Source organism: Aquimonas voraii (assembly GCF_900101825.1).
GTDB lineage: Bacteria > Pseudomonadota > Gammaproteobacteria > Xanthomonadales > Xanthomonadaceae > Aquimonas > Aquimonas voraii.
Map to the genome: position 1 here is coordinate 1 of NZ_FNAG01000004.1, position 19793 is coordinate 19793.

Annotated in this window: 19 protein-coding genes and 1 pseudogene; 10 read left to right on the forward strand and 10 right to left on the reverse strand. The window is 68.8% G+C overall.

The window, feature by feature from the left end:
* Positions 1–12: 12 nt before the first annotated feature.
* A pseudogene (locus BLP83_RS08810) lies at positions 13–273 on the reverse strand (transposase); the annotation flags it as partial.
* A gap of 238 nt (positions 274–511) precedes the next feature.
* Between BLP83_RS08810 and BLP83_RS08815 the strand changes: the two are divergent.
* Positions 512–1981, forward strand: coding sequence for a trypsin-like serine peptidase (locus BLP83_RS08815; RefSeq protein WP_091241507.1), 1470 nt, complete (start codon positions 512–514; stop codon positions 1979–1981).
* 179 nt (positions 1982–2160) lie between these two features.
* Complete coding sequence (locus BLP83_RS08820) at positions 2161–4128, forward strand: FG-GAP repeat domain-containing protein (protein WP_091241510.1); 1968 nt, start codon at positions 2161–2163, stop codon at positions 4126–4128.
* Positions 4129–4369: 241 nt separating this feature from the next.
* Here the strand turns inward: BLP83_RS08820 and BLP83_RS08830 are convergent, their stop codons facing one another.
* On the reverse strand, positions 4370–5224 hold the full coding sequence (locus BLP83_RS08830) for a hypothetical protein (RefSeq protein WP_143006617.1): 855 nt from the start codon (positions 5222–5224) through the stop codon (positions 4370–4372).
* 224 nt (positions 5225–5448) lie between these two features.
* On the opposite strand from BLP83_RS08830, the gene BLP83_RS08835 reads away from it, so the two are divergent.
* The 8 genes from BLP83_RS08835 to BLP83_RS18270 all read left to right on the forward strand — a co-directional run bounded on the left by BLP83_RS08835 (position 5449) and on the right by BLP83_RS18270 (position 11335).
* Positions 5449–5871 carry a hypothetical protein gene (locus BLP83_RS08835; protein ID WP_091241519.1) on the forward strand — a complete coding sequence of 141 codons (423 nt, stop codon included), beginning with the start codon at positions 5449–5451 and terminating at the stop codon, positions 5869–5871.
* A gap of 123 nt (positions 5872–5994) precedes the next feature.
* Positions 5995–6423, forward strand: coding sequence for a hypothetical protein (locus BLP83_RS08840; RefSeq protein WP_143006618.1), 429 nt, complete (start codon positions 5995–5997; stop codon positions 6421–6423).
* Between the two features lie 143 nt (positions 6424–6566).
* Positions 6567–7298: a DUF429 domain-containing protein gene (locus BLP83_RS08845; protein WP_091241525.1), complete on the forward strand. Its 732-nt coding sequence runs from the start codon at positions 6567–6569 to the stop codon at positions 7296–7298.
* A 485-nt stretch (positions 7299–7783) separates the two neighbouring features.
* The gene (locus BLP83_RS08850) at positions 7784–8398 is read left to right on the forward strand and encodes a hypothetical protein (protein ID WP_091241529.1); all 615 of its coding nucleotides are present in this window, start codon (positions 7784–7786) and stop codon (positions 8396–8398) included.
* 13 nt (positions 8399–8411) lie between these two features.
* Positions 8412–8789: a hypothetical protein gene (locus tag BLP83_RS08855; protein ID WP_091241531.1), complete on the forward strand. Its 378-nt coding sequence runs from the start codon at positions 8412–8414 to the stop codon at positions 8787–8789.
* 8 nt (positions 8790–8797) lie between these two features.
* A complete protein-coding gene (locus BLP83_RS08860) occupies positions 8798–9646 on the forward strand; it encodes a tetratricopeptide repeat protein (protein WP_176764086.1) in 849 nt (282 codons plus the stop codon).
* 306 nt (positions 9647–9952) lie between these two features.
* Positions 9953–10735, forward strand: a complete 783-nt coding sequence (locus BLP83_RS08865) for a hypothetical protein (protein ID WP_091241538.1) — start codon at positions 9953–9955, stop codon at positions 10733–10735.
* Between the two features lie 168 nt (positions 10736–10903).
* Positions 10904–11335, forward strand: coding sequence for a hypothetical protein (locus BLP83_RS18270; protein WP_143006620.1), 432 nt, complete (start codon positions 10904–10906; stop codon positions 11333–11335).
* A 235-nt stretch (positions 11336–11570) separates the two neighbouring features.
* Here BLP83_RS18270 and BLP83_RS08875 read toward each other — a convergent pair whose 3' ends face one another.
* The 8 genes from BLP83_RS08875 to ilvG form a co-directional block, all read right to left on the reverse strand.
* Positions 11571–12677 (reverse strand): hypothetical protein, encoded by a 1107-nt coding sequence (locus tag BLP83_RS08875; RefSeq protein ID WP_143006621.1) that lies wholly within the window; start codon positions 12675–12677, stop codon positions 11571–11573.
* Between the two features lie 536 nt (positions 12678–13213).
* Complete coding sequence (locus BLP83_RS08880) at positions 13214–14410, reverse strand: DUF1996 domain-containing protein (protein ID WP_091241545.1); 1197 nt, start codon at positions 14408–14410, stop codon at positions 13214–13216.
* A 472-nt stretch (positions 14411–14882) separates the two neighbouring features.
* Positions 14883–15548, reverse strand: coding sequence for a phytanoyl-CoA dioxygenase family protein (locus BLP83_RS08885; RefSeq protein ID WP_091241548.1), 666 nt, complete (start codon positions 15546–15548; stop codon positions 14883–14885).
* A gap of 233 nt (positions 15549–15781) precedes the next feature.
* A complete protein-coding gene (locus BLP83_RS08890; RefSeq protein ID WP_091241549.1) occupies positions 15782–16078 on the reverse strand; it encodes a hypothetical protein in 297 nt (98 codons plus the stop codon).
* A 134-nt stretch (positions 16079–16212) separates the two neighbouring features.
* Positions 16213–16509 carry an FmdB family zinc ribbon protein gene (locus BLP83_RS08895; protein ID WP_091241552.1) on the reverse strand — a complete coding sequence of 99 codons (297 nt, stop codon included), beginning with the start codon at positions 16507–16509 and terminating at the stop codon, positions 16213–16215.
* Positions 16510–16981: 472 nt separating this feature from the next.
* Positions 16982–17842: an aminotransferase class IV gene (locus tag BLP83_RS08900; RefSeq protein ID WP_091241555.1), complete on the reverse strand. Its 861-nt coding sequence runs from the start codon at positions 17840–17842 to the stop codon at positions 16982–16984.
* The gene (locus BLP83_RS08905) at positions 17833–18069 is read right to left on the reverse strand and encodes an ACT domain-containing protein (protein WP_091241557.1); all 237 of its coding nucleotides are present in this window, start codon (positions 18067–18069) and stop codon (positions 17833–17835) included. Before BLP83_RS08905 ends, BLP83_RS08900 begins: the two co-directional genes overlap by 10 nt.
* The gene (ilvG, locus tag BLP83_RS08910; protein WP_425389001.1) at positions 18053–19753 is read right to left on the reverse strand and encodes an acetolactate synthase 2 catalytic subunit; all 1701 of its coding nucleotides are present in this window, start codon (positions 19751–19753) and stop codon (positions 18053–18055) included. The genes BLP83_RS08905 and ilvG overlap by 17 nt, the downstream gene beginning before the upstream one ends.
* Positions 19754–19793: the final 40 nt, after the last annotated feature.

Below are 19793 nucleotides of genomic sequence, written 5' to 3' on the forward strand. Positions count from 1 at the left end.
GCGGGGCTAGCGTTTTACCCCGAAGCCGACCTTCAGCGCCTCGATGTCCAGGTGTGCTTCGGCGAGCAGGCGCTTCAGCCGGCTGTTCTCCAACTCAAGTTCCTTGAGGCGCTTGGCGTCCTCCGCCTCCATCCCGCCGTACTTGGCTCGCCAGGCGTAGAAGCTGGCGGGGCTGAAGCCGTGCTGGCGACCCAACTCGGTCACGGCCATCCCCGCTTCGGCCTGCTTGATGAACCCGATGATCTGCTCGGTGGTGAATCGACTCTTGCGCATGTCCGTCCTCTCAGGGTGACGGACTCTACCTAGCTTCGAGTGGTACGGCTGGGTGGGGGCAGGTCACCCGCAGGCGTGCTGCGATTTCGTGTCTGTTTCCCGCGCCCTTGAGTTCCCAAAGCGCGTGCCTGCAACCGCGGACTGAAGCCGGATTCCCGCCTGTGCTGAGCCCTCCGCGCCATAGGCCGGGCGTATAGTCCCGCCTCGCCCCCACCGCGGCCGAGGAGCCTGTCGACCCATGCGCCATGCCAAACGCTTTGCCGCCTTCGGGCTGATGGCCTGCCTTCCCGCCGCGAGCCTCGCGGCCGGCCCGGTCGATTCAAGCGCGGTGCGTCATGCCCCGGGCGAGTTCGCCAAGACGCCGCCGGCGGTAGCGGAATCCTGGCGCGTGCCGTCAGCGGCCGTTGGCAAGGCGGCGCGCGTCACCCGTGAGGCGCCGCGCCCGGAAGAGGTGCAGGCCCTGCATCGGCGCAATGCCGACGGTGCGTTCAAGCGCGTGCAGATCGGTCTGGCGCGCGTGCTTGCGCCGGAAGGCGAGGCGCTGGCTGCCCTGTGGGCGGAGGCGAGCGGCGGCGATCGCGTGGCGCAGGTGGAGGTGCGCTCGGTCGGCGCTGCCGCGCTGCGCGTGGGGCTCGATGTGGCGGGTTTGGATCCCGCCATCGAGCTGCGCTTTGGCGGCTCGCGCAGCCCGGAGCGGCCGCTGGCTCGCACCACGGTGGCCGAGGCGCAGCGCCTGCTCGGCGATGACGGCCTCTACTGGACGCCCAGCACCGATGGCGAGGTGCAGCGCATCGAGGTGACCGTGCCCGCCGGGGCCGATGCGCCGGCCGCGCTCTCGCTGCCGCGCCTGAGCCACGAGATCGTGGACAGCCGGACGCCGTATCGCCTGCCGCAGAAGATCGGCGAGTCCGGGGCCTGCAACGTCGACGTGGTCTGCCGTCTGAACGAGCTCGGCCCGCACTTCGCCAACGCGCGCCACGCCGTCGCGCACATGCGCTTCGTGGTCGGCAGCAGCACCTTCATCTGCACGGGGACGCTGGTGGCCGACAACGACCCGTCCAGCCAGGTGGCGCTGTTCCACAGCGCCAACCACTGCTTCTCTTCCAACACCAGCGTGCCGCCCAACGCGACGCAGATGCAGACGGTGGCCAACACGCTCAACACGTTCTGGAACTACGAAGCCACCACCTGCAACGGCAACGTGTCGGCGATGCAGACCCAACTCACCGGCGGTGCCACCTACCTGGGCTCGGACCATCGCACCGACGGCATGCTACTGCGCCTGAACCAGGCGGCGCCCGCCATCGCCTTCTTCGCCGGCTGGAATGCCGAGCCCCTGTCCAGCAACAGCGCCGTGACGGCCATCCACCATCCCTCCGGCGACGCCCGCATGGTCTCGACCGGCCAGAAGCTCTCGGAGGACGCGGACAACCACGAGGTGGGCTGGCTGAGCGGCACCACGGAGGGCGGCAGCAGTGGCTCCGGCCTGTTCACCATCGCGGCCGGCGGTGCCTACGAACTGCGCGGTGGCCTGTACGGCGGCGCGGCGAGCTGCGCGAACACCGGCAACCTGGGCAACGCCAGCAATCGCGACTACTACTCGCGCCTCGACAAGGACTTCGCCTGGATGTCGCCTTGGCTGCTTTCGAGCCCGAACGTGTTCCAGAACGGCTTCGAGGCGACAGCGGTGGTCACCGCTTCGCCCTGAAAGAGGGCGGTCAGGCTAACCGGTGACCAAGGCCGCGGCGCCAGCGGATCCGACCGTGGATGCCTGTCCCCCAGGCCCTGCGTCTTGAGGTGATGGCCCGCCGCTTCATTTTTCGCTTCAAGGCCGAAGGGGCTGCGTCCAGCCCCGTGCGCCCCCGGCGAGAATCGAAGGAGTTGCCCATGCGCCTGCGTCTTGTGTGCTTGCTGCTGTTCGTGTTCGCCGGCCCGGCGCTGGCCCAGGCGGTGCTGGAGGAGGCCAGCGTTGGCCCGGCCTTCTTCGGCGACAACGCGCGCCGTATCGAGGTGCGCGACATGAACGGCGATGGTCGCCGCGATCTGTTGCTGGTCCGTCGCGGCCCGGATGGCGAGCGCCTTGAGCTGTGGCTGCGCGACGATCCGGGTTCGCTGAGCTACCGGCTGAGCGAGCCGCTGGCCCTGCTGCAGAACGTGGTCGACGCGGTGGTGTTCGACTTCGATGTCGATGGCGACAACGACATCGTGGTGGCCGTGGCGGCGGCCGAGGCCTCGCCGGGTGGCGTGATCCTGCTGAGCAGGGAGGGCGGCGCATCCTTCTACCCGTCCTACAGCCGCGGGCCGCTGCTGCCGCTGCCCAGCATCACCTCGCTGAAGGTGCAGGACGTGGAAACCGCCGGTGGGCTGCGCTTCGGCGTCGCGGCCATCACCGGCGATGCGCGGGTGCAGCTCTATGCGGTGGTGCCGGGCAGCGGCCTGCAGCCGGCGCAGGCGCTGCCCCATGCGGGCGGGGTGGCGACTTCGATCGCGGTGCCCTTCCTGCTCGAAGGCGGTTCAGCCGTGCTCACCCTGGGCGCGGCGCCGCAGCGGCTGTGGGTGTGGAACGGCAGCGCCTACACCGAGCGCGCGGTGAGCGGTATGGGTCGGACCGTGCGGCGGGCCACCTCGGTGACCGTCGACGGCGACGACGCGCTGGATCTCGTCACCGCCGACAGCGAGGGTCGGGTCGAGGTCTGGAAGGGCACGGCGCTCGGCGCCGACCAGCCCGCCGACCGCTTCGACCTGGTGCAGCAGCTGGAGGCAGCGGGCAACCCGGTGGTGGCGCTGGACACCGCCGTCATCGACCCGGGCACGATCGATGTGCTGGTCGGTCGTCAGCAGGCGCAGCGGCCCTTCGCCACGGGGCTGCACCGCATCACCATCGCCAGCGGCAGCATCGCGCCGCGCGCCGTGGTGCAGACCGGCGGCAGTGGCATCGGCATCGACCGTAGTTCGCCCAATACGGTGTTCCTGGCCAGCCCCAGCGAGCCGCTGCGCGCCTTCGTGCGGCCGGGCACGGCGACGCCGGGCACCTTGGGCTTCGCCCGCACCGACGGCTACTACACGCTTGAGAACCTCAACACGATCATCCGCCTGACCTCGCCGCCGCTGCCGCAGAACGCCACCCTGTCGCTGCTCGGCGCCCTCGGCGCCGTGGAGATGGCGAGCTTTGCGGGCACCCGCATCCACGACCTGCTGGTGTCGCGAACGCCGTTCACCGCCACGCCTGGCAAGTACACCTTCACCCTCCAGGACCCGCAGATCCCCGGCATCGTCCTGCGTGAGCCGCTGCAGACCGTGCTGACCGTGTTCGAAAGGCCCAACGGCTCGCTGAACGGCCTGTGCTCGGTGGAGTGCCTGATGCTCGGCTGCATCGGCATCGCCGGCGGCAAGAGCGCGGGCGAGTCCAATGGCATCGGCACCCTCGCCCAGGTGCAGCTGCTGCGAGACTTCCGCGACGACGTGCTGCTGACCAGCCCGAAAGGCCGCGAGTACGTCGAGATCTACGACGAGTTCGAGGTCGAGCTGTACGTCCGCAGCTTCGCTTCGCCGATCTTCCTGTCGAGCCTGCGCGAGGCCAAGGACGCGTGGATGCCGGCGATCGAGTCGATGGTCAGCGGCAGCGGCACGGCGACCATCACGCCCGCCATGCTCGACCACATGGACGCCGTGTTCGGCCATTTCCGCAGCAACGGCAGCGAGCGCCTGCGGCAGCTGATCGAACGTCGCTACATGGAGCTCGACCCGCGCCAGTTCGAGAACCAGCCGATCGCTGCCATGCAGACCTACTGGGAAGAGGTGCTGCTGCCCGAGCGCATCCTGCGCGATGGCTTCGAGAGTCCGCCGCCGCCGTGAGCTCGGCGTGTCGATGCTGATCAAGCCTGCGCTCCGTGTGGCCGTCGCCGGGGTCCTCGAATCGATGCGCAGTGGCCAGGCGATCCACAAGCCGCCGGGCGCCAGCGTCAGCGCGATGGCCCATGGGCGGTGCCCGCGGCGGGGGCGGGACTCGGGTGTGGATCACGATTGAAATTGGGCAGGACGCCAGCTGCGGGTGACCTGCCCCCCAACCAGCCAGGACGAGCCCTGATGGCTCGGCTCAGCGCCGAGCGGGCGTCTCGAAGCCGTTGGCGAAGATCTCAGCAGCCACGACTGCCACGCTCCATGACGCACTGCCAGCATCGCCGTTGATGCTGACGGCGTACAGCGAAGTAAGGCCGGCGACCGGTGAGGGGTCGGTGACCACGGTGGAGTCGCCTGCGGCGATGGTCGAGCTGACCAGCACGCCGTCGTTGAGCAGGTCGACGCTGTCACCGGCCTGCATGCCGCTCACGTCGAACTGCAGCGGGCCGGCCAGGGTGATGTCGTCCGCGTCGCTGCTGCCGGTGTCGGATTCCGCGCGCAGGTCGGGCGGCGGGCGGCAGGGCGAGAAGACCGCCTTGGTGGCCTTGGGATCGGCCGCCAGGTGCAGGCGGATCTCGGCGCTCAAGGGCGGCAGCTGCAGATCGTCAGCGATGAGGTCCAGCATGTCGCCGTCGCTTGCGTCGCGATACTCCAGCGCGGCAAAGGCCTGGTTGACCGAGCTCAGGGGCGCATTGAAGCGGATGCGATCGGGCGCTTCGCGCAGGATCTCTACGCCGGGCAGGGCGGCCAGACCCGGGATCAGCACCGAGGCATTCGAGGTGAGCGAGGGCTCAAGCTCGACCCGCGCATGCATCAGCCCGGCACCGATGTCGGCATCGGCGACGCTCAGGCCCGCAAAGCCGAGGTTGGCGCCCAAGGGCAGCACTGCGCACAGCGTCGCCGCCCGCGCGGACTCGACCTGGCCGGTCAGACTCATACGCGGGGCGATGTTGCTGGTCGACTGCGCCCGCGCGCACTCGGGGGGCAAAGGCAGCACCATCAGCAGAGCCAGTGTGAGCCTGAAGCGTATCCGCTGCGTCGCCGGGGTCATCGGGAGTCTCCGTATGTGTGCCCAAGTCGTGGACTGTACGCCCTGCGGCGCACCCGGTCGCTTGAAGGGCAGGTGCGTTCGCTTCAACCTCCAGCAGGCGGGGGGTTCCGGAGGCCCATGGCCCGCTACGCTCTGCGCCCTGCCGACGGGATTGGGAGGACGCAGTCCACGGTGATTGCCTGGGCCCCTGAGGCCAGGGATTTGCGGGATTGGCGGAGGATTGGATGAACAGGGTCAAGTTTCGATTCAGCAAGGCGGGCCGCATCGCCGGGCTGGCGTCCGCGATTGCCGCCTGCGCCGTCGCCCAGGCCGGTGCGCCGGAAGCGGATGCGTTGCCACGCGGCGAGTACGCGGGTGAGATCTGGTCCGACGGCATGTACCCGTCGGTCACCGAGTTCTACGGGGCGACCCGCGATGGCCGCGACGGCGTCTACCGGTTCGAGTACGGCGACGATGTGGAAGAGGGCGTGCTGTTCGACTGCAAGCGGCTCAAGGCTCAGGAGTTCCGCTGCGGCTGGAAGGACCGCTGGGGCTCAGGCCTGGTCGACATGAGCTTCAGCGCCGACTTCAAGGCCTTCACCGGCGTCTGGAGCAACGAGGACAATCCGCCCTCGCTGGGGCTGCGCTGGCATGGGCGGCGCCAGTAGCCGCCCGGCAAGCGGGCCTGCGCCCATCGCCGAGCGGTCGCAGCGCTTCGACGGATACTCCCGCAGCGATCTCCAAACCGACCTGGCGGCTTGCCGCTCACTTTTCCCATCAATGAGGTGCACATGTCCTACCGACTCCTGTTTCCGATCGCCCTGACTCTGGCCTTGGCGGGCTGCATGGGTGGCACCGCCGCGCTGCGCGAGAAGCCCGCAGGCGTCCACACCTTTGAAGTGCAAGGTGCGCTGGCGGAGGTGGCCAATGCGATCCACGCGCAGGCACGCCGCTGCTACAGCGGCGGCACCTACATGCCCAGCGGCGTACAGACCTCGCAAACGCAGGCGAGCCTGCAGTTGGACGAAGCCAAGGGCCGTGCGCAGATCGACGTGACCCTGCACGGCGCACTGGGTCCACAGACCTGGCTGCTGATGGATCTGCGGCGGATCGACTCGGGCCGGACCGGGGTCGAGGTGCTCTACGCCCGAAGCGGCTACGAGCGCCGCGCGAAGGCAGTGGAGCGCTGGATCAAGGAGGGCTATGAGAAGTGCCGGTGACTGCCGCTGGCGAGGTCCGGGTCGAACGACTCCGAGCGTCAGCGCAAGATGAGCATCTCGCCTGATCCGTTGGCGGCGCCCAGCGTTCGCGGGCGCCGCGGGCCTGCGCTGCCTGCAAGGTCCGCCCGCACAACCGCGCCTGCATGCTGACCTTGATCGGCATCGACGCGGCCGCACAGCGCACGAACACTGGCTACGCCATCGCCCGGTGGGAGAGCGCCAGCGCGCGCATCCTGCGCTCCGGCCTGATGGATCGCCGCGGTGCCGCCTTGGCCGAGCTGGTCGAGGCGCTGCGGGCCGGAACCTGCCTGATCGCGATAGACGCACCACTGGGTTGGCCACTCGGCCTGCGGGAGGCACTCGACGATCACCGGGCGGGGCAGGGGCTGATTCGAGAGCCGGCTGCGATGTTCTCGCGCGCCAGCGATCGACGATTGCGCGCGCTGGGCCACGCGCCGCTGGAGATTGGCGCGGCCCTGATCGCGAGAGCCGCGCACGGCGCATTGGGCTTGCTTCACGAGCTGCGCACTGCCAGCGGACAGGCGCTGCCTCTGCTCTGGGACCCTGCTGTCTCGGCCAGCGGCGTGATCGAGGTTTATCCCGCGGCGACACTCAAAACCCACGGCCACAGATCCACCGGCTACAAGAAGCCCGGGCAGATCGACGCGCGCCGCGTCATGGCCGAAGCGCTTGAGCCCCGGCTCATTGGCATCAGCGAACGCTGCGAGCGCCGTGCCGATGAATTCGACGCATGCCTGTGTCTGCTCGCCGCGATGGATTTCCTGGCGGGCGCCTGCGTTCCACCAGCGCCCGACGAACTTGAGCGTGCGAAGCGAGAGGGCTGGATCTGGCTGCGGGCGCCGGCCGGGGGCTGAACCCGTCGTCCGCAGCCCAAGGGGCGCATGACGCCTCGGCGGCGGGTCTTCGGCGAAGAGCTTGAGTGAACACGTCCGCGCTTGCCGAGAAAGCACGCTCTCCACCGAAGGGATGACGAGTGCCGGCAGCGCATGCCGTGTGTCGTGCTGCCGTCGTCGCAGTCGGCATCGTGCCGCCTCGAACCTGCGCAGCCCCGCTTTCGCTGCCCAACCCCTCGGCGACGATGCCTGCCGTGGGGTGCGGAAGCATTCCCGCAGCACGCAGGTGATCGCCCTTGGCGGACGAGCTCTGCCCGCGCGGCGCGCGCGATGATCGAAGCCCTTCTGCTGCATTCCACCTCTGGGCCAGCGCACCGCAACCCGAAGGTGAGCTCGCGTCAGCGCCTCTCTTCCAGAGCACGCGGGCTGCTCCAGCGCAGGCCCGGGTGGACTTCGTGTCCGGCGCTGGTTGATCATCCGCGTGCTGATTTCTTTGAAGAACTCTCATGATCGCCATGCGTTTCCTTGCTGTGCTGTGCTGCGCCCTTCTCGCTGGCTGCGCCACGACCGTGGACAAGCAGTTCGCTTCCCTGGAACAGGCGCGCCCTTGCTGCGCGTCGATCCGCGAGTTCAAGTTCGAGCCGTTGCCGGCCAAGGGCAGCAAGTTCAAGCTGGACGAGCGCGCATCGGTCTTCGATTTCGACTCCGGACGCAGCTACTTCAAGGCCTTCGAGCTGCCGGGCTCGGGCCTGCGGCGCTATCGGGTCAAGACCTATTTCAACGGCATGTGGATCGGTCAGTACCTCGATCCCGTGCTGCTGGTCCTTGATGCCGAGCACCGCGAGTTGGCCCGCGGAGCGCTGAGGCTGCGCTTCGACGACGGCAATCTGTTCGGCGACCAGAACGCACACCTGTTTGGCTTCTTTGCGGTGGATGATGAGGCGCGATACCTGGTCGTGCTGACCGCGCCGTTCGAGTCGGAAGCGCCGGTGGCGCAGACCGATCCCTCGGTCATGGTCACCATGATTGGCCAGACGCCGATCGCAAGCCCGACGCCGGGCGCATCCATCCGCCTGCACCGCTCGCCGACCGGCACGGTGCGCGTCGAGCCTCTGCCCTAGCGCGACTGGCGGCATGGCGAACATGGACACCGTGCGCTGGTTGTTCTCTCGGCATCCTCGGCTTGCCCTGCTGGTCCATCCGCTGTCGCTGGCCTGGCTGTTGATATTGGTCGTGGGTCTGTCGCAGCCCTATCTTGATCCGCCGGCGGCGGCCCCAGACGCGCCACTGGGTCTGCCCGAGGCGCTGCTGCTGGGCGCGGCGTTCGTAACGATGTTGACCTCGGCCCTGCTGATGGTGATCAGCACGCGGGTCGTGCTGCCGGCGTGCTCGCGCCTTGAAGGATGGCGAACCTTGCTGCTGGTGGCCTGGTTCGTGCCTTTTCTGGGGCTCCCGCTGTATTTGAGCTACCGGCGCCTGCGCGATGGCGTCGCCACCAACCCGCAGTCTTGAGGCCCGAGATGACAACAAAATCTTCCTTGCGCCTGCGGAGTGCAGTCAAAGCCCTCGTCCGCAGCATAGGACTGTTCGCACTGGTGCTGCTTTCGGCCTGCGCTGAGCCGCCCCCCGCGCCTTCGGCGCAAGACCATGCGCGTGCTGCGCTGGCACAGCTGGATGGCGGAAGTCTGCGCGGCGGGGTGCTGGAGCGCGCCGTTCAGGAGCTGTCGGTTGCGCAAAGGATCGACGCCAATGACCCTTGGGTGGCGCTCGCCTCCTCTGAACTCCGCTTGGCACTCGGCTACCGCAGTGGCGATGCCTTCCGCGGCAGGAGCTATGCGCCCGAAGCGATCGCACAGGCCGATCGGCTGCTGCAGCCGGCCTTGCAGGCGGACCCGCCCATCGCCCGTGCCTACCTCACTCTGGCGCGGCTGCAGATCCTGCGCGGGCAGCGGCGGCAGGCGTGGGAAACGCTCAATACGGCTTACAGGCTGCAGCCGGAGCACCACCGACCCTGGCTGCTGCGCGGCGTGATCGCGCTGCAGATGAAGGACCCGCAGCGCGCAAAGATCCAACTGGATGAGGCCGAACGGTGGGCGGACTCGGACGCTGCGATGATTGCGGTGCTGCGGCAGCGCGCCCGGATGGAGCGCGTGCATGGCACGCCCGAGTCCGAGCTCGTGCAACTGCGTCGCATCATCGAGATCGACCCCGACGCCGCGCACGCACATGGAAACCTCGGCGCCGCGCTGCTGCGCATGCAGCGATACGAGGAGGCGATCGATGCTCTCGAGCGCGGACTGTCGATCGAGCGCTATCCGCTGGCGGAGTCGCAGTTGGCCAGAGCGCGAGAGGCGCTTGCATCGCGCTAGGGCGGCGCAGCGAACGGTCGCAAGCCGCACCTGCGAAAGCCCGTCCCGGCGAGGTTCGCATCAGGCCAAGCCTGCGCCGGTCGCGTGCTCCTGTCGCGGCCGCCCGGATACCCGCCTTCTGAAAGCTCTCTCGGCAAGCGAGGTGAGACTTCTGCTGCGCTGGCGACACTCTTCGGCCGAGGCGCGGCGGCAGAGCCGCGCGATGGGGGCGTAGAACGAGCATTGATCGGGTGTCCGCGCCGCGCGTGGACCCTTGGAGGGCGATGCTCAAGCCTCGGTGTGGCCGTGACTCGGAGGTGCATCGACATGGAGCTGATCTCTCACTGGATCGACTGGCGCGAGGCCATGGGCAGTCCCAACAGCCGTCAGCGCCGGGCGATCCACGAACTGTTGGAACACCGCCCGATGCTGATGTACTTGGGCGACTCCTGGTTCTCCACGCCGCTCTATCGCAACCTTGCCCGACAGAGCGCCAAGCCCATCGATGGCATGGGCATCGTGCTCGGCAAACCCGGTGGCCTGGCCGCGGATCTGCTCTCCAAGTCCGCCTTGGACAGCCTGGAGGGGCGACTGCTCGCCAACGATTTCGATGTGCTGATCGTCAGCGCTGGTGGCAATGACTCGCTTTCGGAACGCCTGAAGCGGGTCTTCGCCAAATGGGCAAGCGACAAGCCGCCCGCAGCCAAGATCAGCGCCGACCGGGCTTTTGATGTGCTGGTGGCTGCGGGAATCTTCGACGATGGGAACGGTGGCGGAATTCTCGGGCGCTACCGGGCGCTGCTGCAGATGGCCCAGCGCGTTCGGGCGCAGCGACCGGATTTCCGCGTGATCGGGCACACCTATGCGCCCTTGAAGCGCATCGGCCAGGAGGCCGATCTGACCGTCGCCAACATCGGTCTATTGGCCTTCGTGAAGGGCAGCGTCGGGCCCTGGCTGTGGAGCGTGATGCGGCACGTTCTGGCCGATGAGGAAGCCGGCCGGCGTGCAGCAGACCCGGCTGGCTCTGAGTGTCGCTGTGCCGGCGCTGTTGTTCTGTGCGGAGCAGGTGCCCGACGCGATGTAGACAAAGGGCATCTGCCATGTCGATGACTCGCAGTTGGTGGACACGCTGACCCGCGGGGCTGTGCATGCGGGGGCGTTGAGGTTTGCGGTCGCGCCGGCGTTGACGTTGGCCGTCGCTTCCGCCGTGGTCTGACAGCTCAGTGCCATCGGCGAGGGGCGAGTGGGCCGGAAGTACCCAACGATATCGAGGGTGACATGAGTACTCGCGCTGGCCGCGATCGAGAGTTCCGCCAGAGCGCTGCTCTGGTCAAGCTTGACGTGCAGGGTGGTGCTGGTCGAAACGCCAGCGCTGAACGGAAGCGCATCGGCCACGGGAGGCGTGTTGCCCAGTGGAAAGACCGCCAGATGGCCAGTGCCCAGCGGAGACACTGCGGTGACCGTGATCAGGGCTGCGCCGAAGGCCCCCGCGGTCCCAACGCCATTGCACGTGCCCGACGCGCCTCCCTGATGGGCATAGCTGCCGGTGAGCGTGACATCGAAGTGGCGAACGGTGCCCGCGGCGATCACCCCGCCGCGGCGCTGCGTATCGGCGATTCGACAGGGATTCACCGGCACCAGCAGCAGGTCGCGATCGATGTCGCCAAGGTCCTTCCGCGATGCATGCGTGATCGCGTCGGCGGGCAGTAGATCCGTACGCCCGCTCATCCCTGGCATCTCTGCGGAAGCGAAGCCTTGGCCAAGCAGCAGGAGCGCAGGGCCGAGCCATATTCCAAGGCCTCTTCGCTGGTTTGCCGAGCGGCGTGGTGGCTCAAGCTGCGAGGGTGTCATGAGTTCCCCCTTGGGTCCGGGTTTCGGCGATGCCGTCTCTGGCTGCGTGTCTTGCGGACATGCCCCGCGAAAGCGGAGAGGCGAATGTTCCGTATCAGAAGGTGACCCGGCAGCAGTTTGCCGATGCGCGCAGTTGCGCGGTGCCTGAGCTGTTGTTCTGCGCCGAACAGACCCCGTCCGAGATGTAGACGAAGGGCATCTGCCAGGTGCTGGATTCGCAGTTGGTGGAGACTCGGGTGTACCCGCTGGCGCAGGCGGGCGCTACGGTGTTGCGAGTGGCGCCTGCTGCAACCGAGTCCACTTGTTCCGCAGTCGTCACGCAGCTCATCTGCAGCGTGTTCGGTGGTGCCTGGTAGTAGCCATAGATGTCCGCCACGAGGTGGGACTGGGCAAACGAGTAGACGCTCAGTTCAAACGCCGAAGCGGTCTGGTCCAGCCGCACCACGGTGCTGTTCGCCACCACCGAGCCGGCCGTGTAGTTGAGCGTCGAGGACAGGGGTTGCGAGGTGTTGAACGGGTAGGCAGTCAGATAGCCGCTGGCTGAGGGGGTCACCGCGATCAAGGTGATGGCCGCTGCAGCGAAGTTCCCTGCCGATCCGACGCCGTTGCAGTCCGACGCCGAGCCACCCTGCGCTGCGTAGCTCGAAGTGGCCGTGATATCGAAGTTGCGCGTGGTGTTGGCCGCGATCGGGCCACCCGCCACGCGTGTGTCGATGATTCGGCAGGGCGTGACCGGCACGAAGACCAGATCGCGGTCGGGATCGCCCAGCGCCTTGGCCATCGGGTCGAGACCTGATCTCACGCTCAGCTTGAGCGCCGCTTCGGTGGCGGATTCGCTGTCGAGCCTCAGTTCCTGCAGTGCGGCGATCAGGCCGACATAGCTGGATGCCGAGCTGGCCCGAGTGAGGGCTTCAAGCGAGGCGCCGTCCATCAGAAGCTGCATTTCCTGTTGCCAGGCCTCGAGGTTTGACAGGCCCGAGGACTGCAGGCGCTTGGACCAGGTCTCCATCAGGCCGAGCCTGATGGCCTCGGCGGCCTGGTCTTCGCTGGGGCTGAGCTCTCTGCCGGCGGCGGGCTCCGCCGCTGCCGCCGGCGCCAAGGGCAGGGCCGCGCACAGCAGGGCAGAGCAAATCAGATGGCTCCAAGGGCGGGTGCGCGGTGCAGGCAGTCCAGAGCAGGTGGCACGAGGGCGTGCACGCATCTCAAGGTCCTCCGGCGATTTTCAAAAAAAAGCGTGATCCCGATCACCCTCAATGTCAAATCGACATGAAATAGCGCGCGGGTGTGCCCATGAGCGGCTTTGTCTCCTGCGGGCTCCCGGCCTCTCGCCGAGGCCCTCAATCGCATCGCCACCCACTGCGGGCGCAGCGCTGAAGCAGCGCCAGTAGCGCGCAGGACACCGAAGGTCGGGACGCCCTCCGAATCTCTGCCCGTGACGTCGCCCCAATGGCAGGAGCGATGCACATCCTGCCATTGGGGCAACCGAGACCTTGCCGGCGCCGGCTGCACCGGCAAGGCAAGGCCGAAGCTTCTTGACCTGAACCTCATGCAGCACGAATCAGTTCCCTCCGGGCCTTGATCCGTGGCGCACAAGTCGTGCGCGTATCCGTGCGTGGTTGGCCGCAGCGCGCCAACGTCATCGGCGCGGCGCGTCACGCTGGATCATCGAACCTGTGCGCGCTCGATCCGCAGGCGCGCCCTGGATGGCGCGGCAACGCTGAATTCTTCCGCATCGCCTCAGTGCATGTGCCCGCTGCTGCTTTCGAAGCCGCTGCCAAAAAGCGCATCGATCATCGGGCCCGGCCCCATGCCCTCGTTGATGATCGGCAGCGGCAGTTGCACGCCGGGGGCGGTGCCGCTCAGGCGAAATCCGTTCGCGAGATTGCCGTCATGGCAGTCAAGGCCGCCCTTGATGCAGAAGTCGATGACCGCCTGCATGGCCTCGACGTGCCAGCCGTTGATCCAGTCGCCGTGCAGCGAAAAGCCGCCAGGCGTCGCCCCGGCCACGGCATACATGTCCGATGCGAGGCGCCAGCCGCGGCTGCTGCGCGTTTGCGGGTCGAAGTTCTCCGGCTTCACCGGAAACGCGTAGTGGTAGCTCACCCGCGGCAGCGCGACCGGATGGCTGGCCGGGCAGCGCGTCACTCCGCCCACGGTTTCGGGATACGCCATATGCGACTTGTGGTCGGGCGAATCGAGATCGACACCGTTCCAGCAGCTGGGGAAGAACAGGTCGAAACGCAGCCGGTCCGGCGCAACGCACTCGGGAATGAAGGCTCGGAAGTCCGGGTTGCTGCCGTCGCTGGCGTTCCAGGACTGGCAGTGCCAGCGCGCCACGGTCGCGGCCTGGCCGGTGCCGGGCTGCGTGCTGGCCGTGCCTGCGATGATGGACAGGCCCGGCGGCGGCGCCTGGCTCGCCGCGCGATTGTCGACCGCCGCCGAGTAGTAGAAGACCTCATGCGCCACTTCGTTGTCGCCGACCACCGCGTCCACCACTTGCCAGGCCGGCGCGCCTTCGGCGTCGAGCTGACGGACGCCGTTGGCGTCGTAAAGCGGCGCCAGCAGCGCTGGGACCCAGTACGCGCTGCGATTGAGCTGGTTGCCCTGGCAGCTGGAAATACGCTGGTTCGGCGGCAGTTCGACGTAGAGATCGGCGACTACCGTCCGCGCGTCGGTTTCAAAGAAGCCGTAGAAGTTGTGGTAGTGGGCCGCGCCGGGCCGCCCGGGATGCACCAGGGGATCGTCGTAGGCCGCATGCGAGAAATCGCAGTTGATCCGCAGGATGCCGCGCCAGCTGTTGGGCGCCACTGGCGCCGGTTGCACGCTGGTTCGCGCCAGGTCTGGATGCGGCGGGTTGAAGATGTCGGCGCGCGCGTCGGCGCCTGCGGTGAGCGCGAACAGGGCCAGGGGCAGCAGGGACGACACGTGCTTCATGGCGGAGCTCCAGCGCGGGGATGCCTGTTCAACGTCGACCGCCTCGTGTGGTTGACGGCCCCTGCTGAATCCGCCTGTCTTGTGAACGCCGGGACGCGGACGCGGCGTGTCGCGGCATGCAAGCTCCGGTCCGCGTGGACGCGGTTCGCGAAGGCGCGTCCGCCCGCGGGCTTGGCCCTTCGGCACTGTCGCGCGGCATTGAGGGTGCACGCGCGGATCCGGCACGTCAGCGCGCTCGCGGCCCGTCGCGCCGCCACTGACGGCCACATCTTCGTGGGCGGCGACCTCGGCGCCTGCGCTGCACTGCCGCGTGTGCAGCACCGCCGCGCACGGCGCGAGCGCCGATGGAGCCCACTGCAACGCCCGGCCGCCGTCGGCGCTCTGAAGGCGCGCGCCTGCCGGCTCAGGTCGACTCTCGCGCGAGCCGCCCAGACGGCCCCAGCGCCGCAAGCGCAAACTTCGGCGCAGGGCCTCAGGCGTTGACGTCGAAGCGCTCCGAGGTGTCCATGCGCACCGATCGAAGATGCGCCGTCTTCTGATGCGAGGCGCGCCGGGGTTCGGCGAAGTAGCCGATCAGGATCGAGCGCCGGCGGTCGCCGCTGTGGTTGCGGCTCGCCCCGTGGATCAGGTCGGCATCGAAGACCAGGATGTCGCCGGCGCGACCTTCCACCTGCCGGCTGATGGCGTCCAGGGCCGGATCGATCGGCGTGTCCCTGCAGGCCGGGCGATGGGTGCCTGGGATCAGACGGGTCGCCCCGTTGTGCGGACCGAAGTCGTCGAAGAAGGCGAGAGCGCTGACCGTGTCGCCCGGGCGCTGTTCGCAGAGGTCGCGGTGCAGGCCCTGGAAGCCGCCGCCCGGAAGCGGCTCGCGACCTTCGACCTGGGCCAGGAAGAAGCTCTCGCCGATCAGCGTGCCCACCGCCTGCAGCAGGGCGGGCAGCCGGCATACGGCCTGGATGCGCGGCTCCAAGTCGAGCAGCGAGTGCTGCCAATCGGGGCCGCGCGGGACCGGCCATGCGTGCGAAGGCTGGACATGGGCATCGAACAGCGCGCGCAGTTCGTCCAGCCAGTCGGCGGGAATGGCGCCTCGCAGAAGGGCATAGCCGTCGGTGCGCAGCGAGTCGGGCAGAGGCGTCATGCGGGCGGCGAAGGGTGGCAGTCGGGCTGCCTAGCCTGCCGCAGGTCGCAGCGCGAAGCGATGGCCGCTGCCTGAACTCGCTGCAGGCGTGCCACGCGGCGCAACCCAGGGGCGGCTGGCGCCGCAGCAGGGAGGGCATCCGCGCCTCGCTGCTGCGGGCTGACGCCGGGGCGGGTTCGTCGAGACCCCGCTGCGTGGACCGGACTGATTGCGCGCTGCCGCGGGTGCTGTCCTCAGCGCTCGCCCAGACGCTCCCAGAAGCTGCTGGGCAGCGGGTCAACCTCGGCTTTGCCCAGCTTCTCTCTGGCTCGCGCCGGCGGCGGCTCGCTGCGATGCGGCCGCCGACAGCAGACGCGCACCACGTAGGTTTCCCCCGAGGTGTCCTGCACCTCGGCGCTCAGGGCCTCGCCCTGACGCAGGGCCTGGTTGATCGCCGCGCCCAGGGCGCGCAGCGCTTGCGAGGTGCCGACCACGGTCGGCATGTCGCGCGGGAAGTCCTGCCCATAGACATGCAGGATCAGATCAGGCATCAGCGGTCTCCGGGGCGGCACATCCGGCTGTGCCGCGCATGGAGACCGGGGATGCAAGGTCTGCGCCGGCGGCGGTCGCAGCGGCGCCTCGCCGCCTCGCCGATCGCGTGCGGGGGCCGGCCGGCGCGCCGGGCTCAGCCGCCGGTGCCGGTGGCGGCGGGCTTGCTGTCGGTGCTGGCCGCCGGCTTCGATTCGCTGCTGGCGGACGTACTGCTGCCGTCACCGGCGAGGTTGCGCTTCTTGTCGCCGTCCTTCTTGAAGTCGGTTTCGTACCAGCCGCCGCCCGCGAGACGGAAGCTCGGGGCGCTGACTTGGCGACGGACCTGTTCGGCGCCGCAGACGGGGCAGGCGCTCGGATCGGCGTCCGAGAGCTTCTGCAGGCGCTCGAAACTGTGGCCGCAGGCGCCGCATTCGAATCCGTAGAGGGGCATGGGGTGCTCCGGGGCAATCGCAAAGGTCGCCGCCTAATGGGGTTGGGTTCAGCGAATTCAAGACCTCAGGCGCAGTGAGGTGGTCAGCCGACGCCCGAGTGGGGCATCGCCGGCCGCCCTTCGTGCGAGCACCGAGGCCAGTGCGCGGCTCACGCTGGGCCGGGGCCCACCCTATGGAAGGCGCTCGCGATGCGAGTCGCAGGACCGAGGCCGGTGCGCGGCTCATGGTGGGCCAGGGCACACCCTATGAGCCGCCGACCGTCCCATTCCCGACGACACCACCGCGGACCCCACTTGCCTCGGCTCCGGAGCCACCACGAACCGCCAGAGGGTGGGCCCTGGCCCACCATGCGCTCGACACTTGTCCCAGCCCCTGGAACTCCAAGCTCGCCCCGGTCCCGCACCGCTTTCATCGCGAAGTCATGCGTAGCGCCGCAAACGCGGCGCTCCTCGCGTCCGCGCGGAGCGCCGCTCAATACGCGGTCAACCACCCGCTGCGCGACGCCTCCTGCCCGGTCACCACGCGCTGGTACAGGCGACGCAATTCCATGCTGATCGGATTGGCGCCCAGCTCGCGCGCATCCAGCCAGCCGACCTGGGCGATCTCGGCCGAGGTGCCGGTGAGGAAGATCTCGTCGGCGTCCTTGAGCTCATCCAGCGAGACCGGACGCGAGTCCGCACCCGCCAGCTCGATCACCGTGGCGCGGGTGATCCCGGGCAGGGCGTCGGGGTGTTCGACGGCGGTGACGCGACCGTCCTTGACCATGAACACGTTCTCGCCGGTGCACTCGACCACCCGGCCCTGCGCGTCGGTGAACAGAGCCTCGCCAAAGCCGCGCGAGGTCGCCTCGCGCTTGGCCAGGATCGAATTGACGTAGGCGCCGCAGAGCTTCAGTGGCGGAATCGCGGCCGCGGTGTTGCGCCGGTAGGGGCTGTGGGTGAGCTTGACCCGTTCGCTGCCGAGATGCGGCTTCCACGGCATCGAAGCCACCAGCACGTCCTCGCCCAGCACTTCGACATCCAGCCCGAGGCCGCCGCGCGCATAGGTCGCCAGCGGGCGGATATAGGCGTCGCGGTGCCGGTTCTCGCGCAGCACGGCGAGCGTCGCCGCCTCGAATTCGCTGATCGAGAACCTGATGCCCAGCGCCTCGCAGCCGCGGGCCATGCGATCGAGGTGATCGCGCAGGCGGAACACCGCGGCGCCATCCGGCGTGGCGTAGGCGCGGATGCCCTCGAACACGCCGGTACCGTAGTGCAGGCCGTGGGCCAGCGGGTGGATGCCGATCTCGTCGACGCGGACGATGTCGCCGTTGTACCAGAGGCTCAGGGACATTCGGCCACCTCCACTTTCAGACAGTCGTAGAGCTTTTCCATCTGCCGGCACAGGCCTTCGGGCGGACGTTCGCCGGAAAGGGTCAGCTGCAGGCGCCAGGCTTCGTCATCGCCCTGGCGCTGGCCTTCGATGGCCAGCGGCGTGTAGCCGCGGCGCTCGGCCGTGCCCAGCACGCGCAGCAGCGCGCCTTCGGCAGGGCGCAGGGTCAGGTCAAGCCGGAATCGCATGGGCTTCGGTCTCGTCCAGCATGGTGGCGTTGCTGTGGTTGGGCGGCACCAGCGGCCAGACGTTGGCGCGGGCGTCGATGATCACGTGCAGCAGGGCCGGGCCCGGGGTCGCCATCAGCTCGCGCAGCGCGGCCTCGGTGTCCTCGCGGCGCTCAAGGCGCACGGCCGGGATGCCGAACACGCGGGTGAGCGCGGCGAAGTCGGGGTTGTCGGAGAGGTCGATCTCGCTGAAGTTCTTCGCGAAAAAGAGTTCTTGCCACTGGCGGACCATGCCCAGCGAACTGTTGTCCAGCAGCACCATCTTGATCGGCAGCTTGCAGCGCGCGACGGTGGCCAGCTCCTGGATGTTCATCATGATGCTGCCGTCGCCGGAGACCAGCACGACGGGCCGATCCGGGCAGCCGAACTGCGCGCCCATGGCTGCCGGCAGGCCGAAGCCCATGGTGCCCAGCGCGCCCGAGGTCAGATGGTTGCGCGGATGGTGGAAGCGCCAGTGCTGGGCCACCCACATCTGGTGCTGGCCGACATCGCAGGCGACCACGGTATCGGGCGGCATCAGCTCGGACAGGCGCTTCAGCAGGGCGGGGGCGTACACGCCCTTGCCCGGCGCGTCGTAGCGCGGCGCGCAGCCCGCGCGCATGCGCTGGCAGCGCTGCTGCCAGTCCTCGCAGTTGCTGCGTGCCGAGGCCAGCCCGCGCAGCGCGTCGCGCAGGTCGCCATACAGCGGCACGTCGGCATGGCGCAGCTTGCTGATCTCGGCCGGGTCGGCATCCAGATGGATGACCCGCGCGTTGGGCGCGAACTCGCTGAGCTTGCCGGTGGCGCGGTCGTCGAAACGGGCGCCGACGCAGATCAGCAGATCGCATTCCTGCACGGCCGTGTTCGCCGCGCGGGTGCCGTGCATGCCCAGCATGCCGATCAGGTAGGGATGGTCGGGCGGCAGGTTGCCTTGGCCGCGCAGAGTCTGCACCGTCGGCAGACGGGCCGATTCGACAAAGGCGCGGAACTCGGCGACCGCATCGCCCAGCACCACGCCCTGGCCGGCGTAGACCACCGGCCGCTCGGCGGACGCGATGGCGGCAATCGCCTCGATCAGGCGCGCGGCCGAGGGCTGCGGCAGGGTGTCGGCCACGGACGGCGACAGCGGCCGCAGGTGCTGTGCCGGGGCGTTCTGCACGTCCTTCGGAAAGTCGATCAGCACCGGGCCGGGACGGCCGCTCTTGGCGATGCGGAAGGCCTCGTGCACGACTCGCGGCATGTCCTCGATCGAGCGCAGCAGGAAGCTGTGCTTCACGATCGGCAGGGTCATGCCATAGACGTCCAGCTCCTGGAAGGCATCGGTGCCCATCAAGGTGGTGGGCACCTGGCCGGTCAGCACCACCATCGGCACCGAATCCAGAAAGGCATCGGCGATGCCGGTGACCAGGTTGGACGCCCCCGGGCCCGAGGTGGCCACGCACACCCCGACCTTGCCGGAGGCGCGCGCGAAGCCGTTGGCGGCCAGCGCCGCACCCTGCTCGTGGCGGACCAGGATGTGGCGCATCGAGGAGCCGGTGAGCGCGTCGTAGAAGGGCATGATCGCGCCGCCCGGGTAGCCGAACAGCACCTCGGTGCCTTCGGCCTCAAGGCAGCGGGCCATCAGTTCGGCACCGTTCTTGGCGGGCTTGAAGGCCGCCGCCGCAATCGGCGCGGCGGCGGGTTCGGCCGACGCGCCAGACGCGTCC

Coding starts and splice junctions, on each gene's coding strand:
- BLP83_RS08850 (WP_091241529.1), top strand. CDS start 7,784: ATGATCGCCATGCGTTTCCTTGCTGTGCTGTGCTGCGCCCTTCTCGCT.
- BLP83_RS08820 (WP_091241510.1), top strand. CDS start 2,161: ATGCGCCTGCGTCTTGTGTGCTTGCTGCTGTTCGTGTTCGCCGGCCCG.
- BLP83_RS08895 (WP_091241552.1), bottom strand. CDS start 16,509: ATGCCCCTCTACGGATTCGAATGCGGCGCCTGCGGCCACAGTTTCGAG.
- BLP83_RS08875 (WP_143006621.1), bottom strand. CDS start 12,677: ATGCGTGCACGCCCTCGTGCCACCTGCTCTGGACTGCCTGCACCGCGC.
- BLP83_RS08835 (WP_091241519.1), top strand. CDS start 5,449: ATGAACAGGGTCAAGTTTCGATTCAGCAAGGCGGGCCGCATCGCCGGG.
- BLP83_RS08815 (WP_091241507.1), top strand. CDS start 512: ATGCGCCATGCCAAACGCTTTGCCGCCTTCGGGCTGATGGCCTGCCTT.
- BLP83_RS08860 (WP_176764086.1), top strand. CDS start 8,798: ATGACAACAAAATCTTCCTTGCGCCTGCGGAGTGCAGTCAAAGCCCTC.
- BLP83_RS08865 (WP_091241538.1), top strand. CDS start 9,953: ATGGAGCTGATCTCTCACTGGATCGACTGGCGCGAGGCCATGGGCAGT.
- BLP83_RS08900 (WP_091241555.1), bottom strand. CDS start 17,842: ATGTCCCTGAGCCTCTGGTACAACGGCGACATCGTCCGCGTCGACGAG.
- BLP83_RS08905 (WP_091241557.1), bottom strand. CDS start 18,069: ATGCGATTCCGGCTTGACCTGACCCTGCGCCCTGCCGAAGGCGCGCTG.
- BLP83_RS08840 (WP_143006618.1), top strand. CDS start 5,995: ATGTCCTACCGACTCCTGTTTCCGATCGCCCTGACTCTGGCCTTGGCG.
- BLP83_RS08880 (WP_091241545.1), bottom strand. CDS start 14,410: ATGAAGCACGTGTCGTCCCTGCTGCCCCTGGCCCTGTTCGCGCTCACC.
- BLP83_RS08855 (WP_091241531.1), top strand. CDS start 8,412: ATGGCGAACATGGACACCGTGCGCTGGTTGTTCTCTCGGCATCCTCGG.
- BLP83_RS08830 (WP_143006617.1), bottom strand. CDS start 5,224: ATGACCCCGGCGACGCAGCGGATACGCTTCAGGCTCACACTGGCTCTG.
- BLP83_RS08885 (WP_091241548.1), bottom strand. CDS start 15,548: ATGACGCCTCTGCCCGACTCGCTGCGCACCGACGGCTATGCCCTTCTG.
- BLP83_RS08890 (WP_091241549.1), bottom strand. CDS start 16,078: ATGCCTGATCTGATCCTGCATGTCTATGGGCAGGACTTCCCGCGCGAC.
- BLP83_RS08845 (WP_091241525.1), top strand. CDS start 6,567: ATGCTGACCTTGATCGGCATCGACGCGGCCGCACAGCGCACGAACACT.
- BLP83_RS18270 (WP_143006620.1), top strand. CDS start 10,904: ATGAGTACTCGCGCTGGCCGCGATCGAGAGTTCCGCCAGAGCGCTGCT.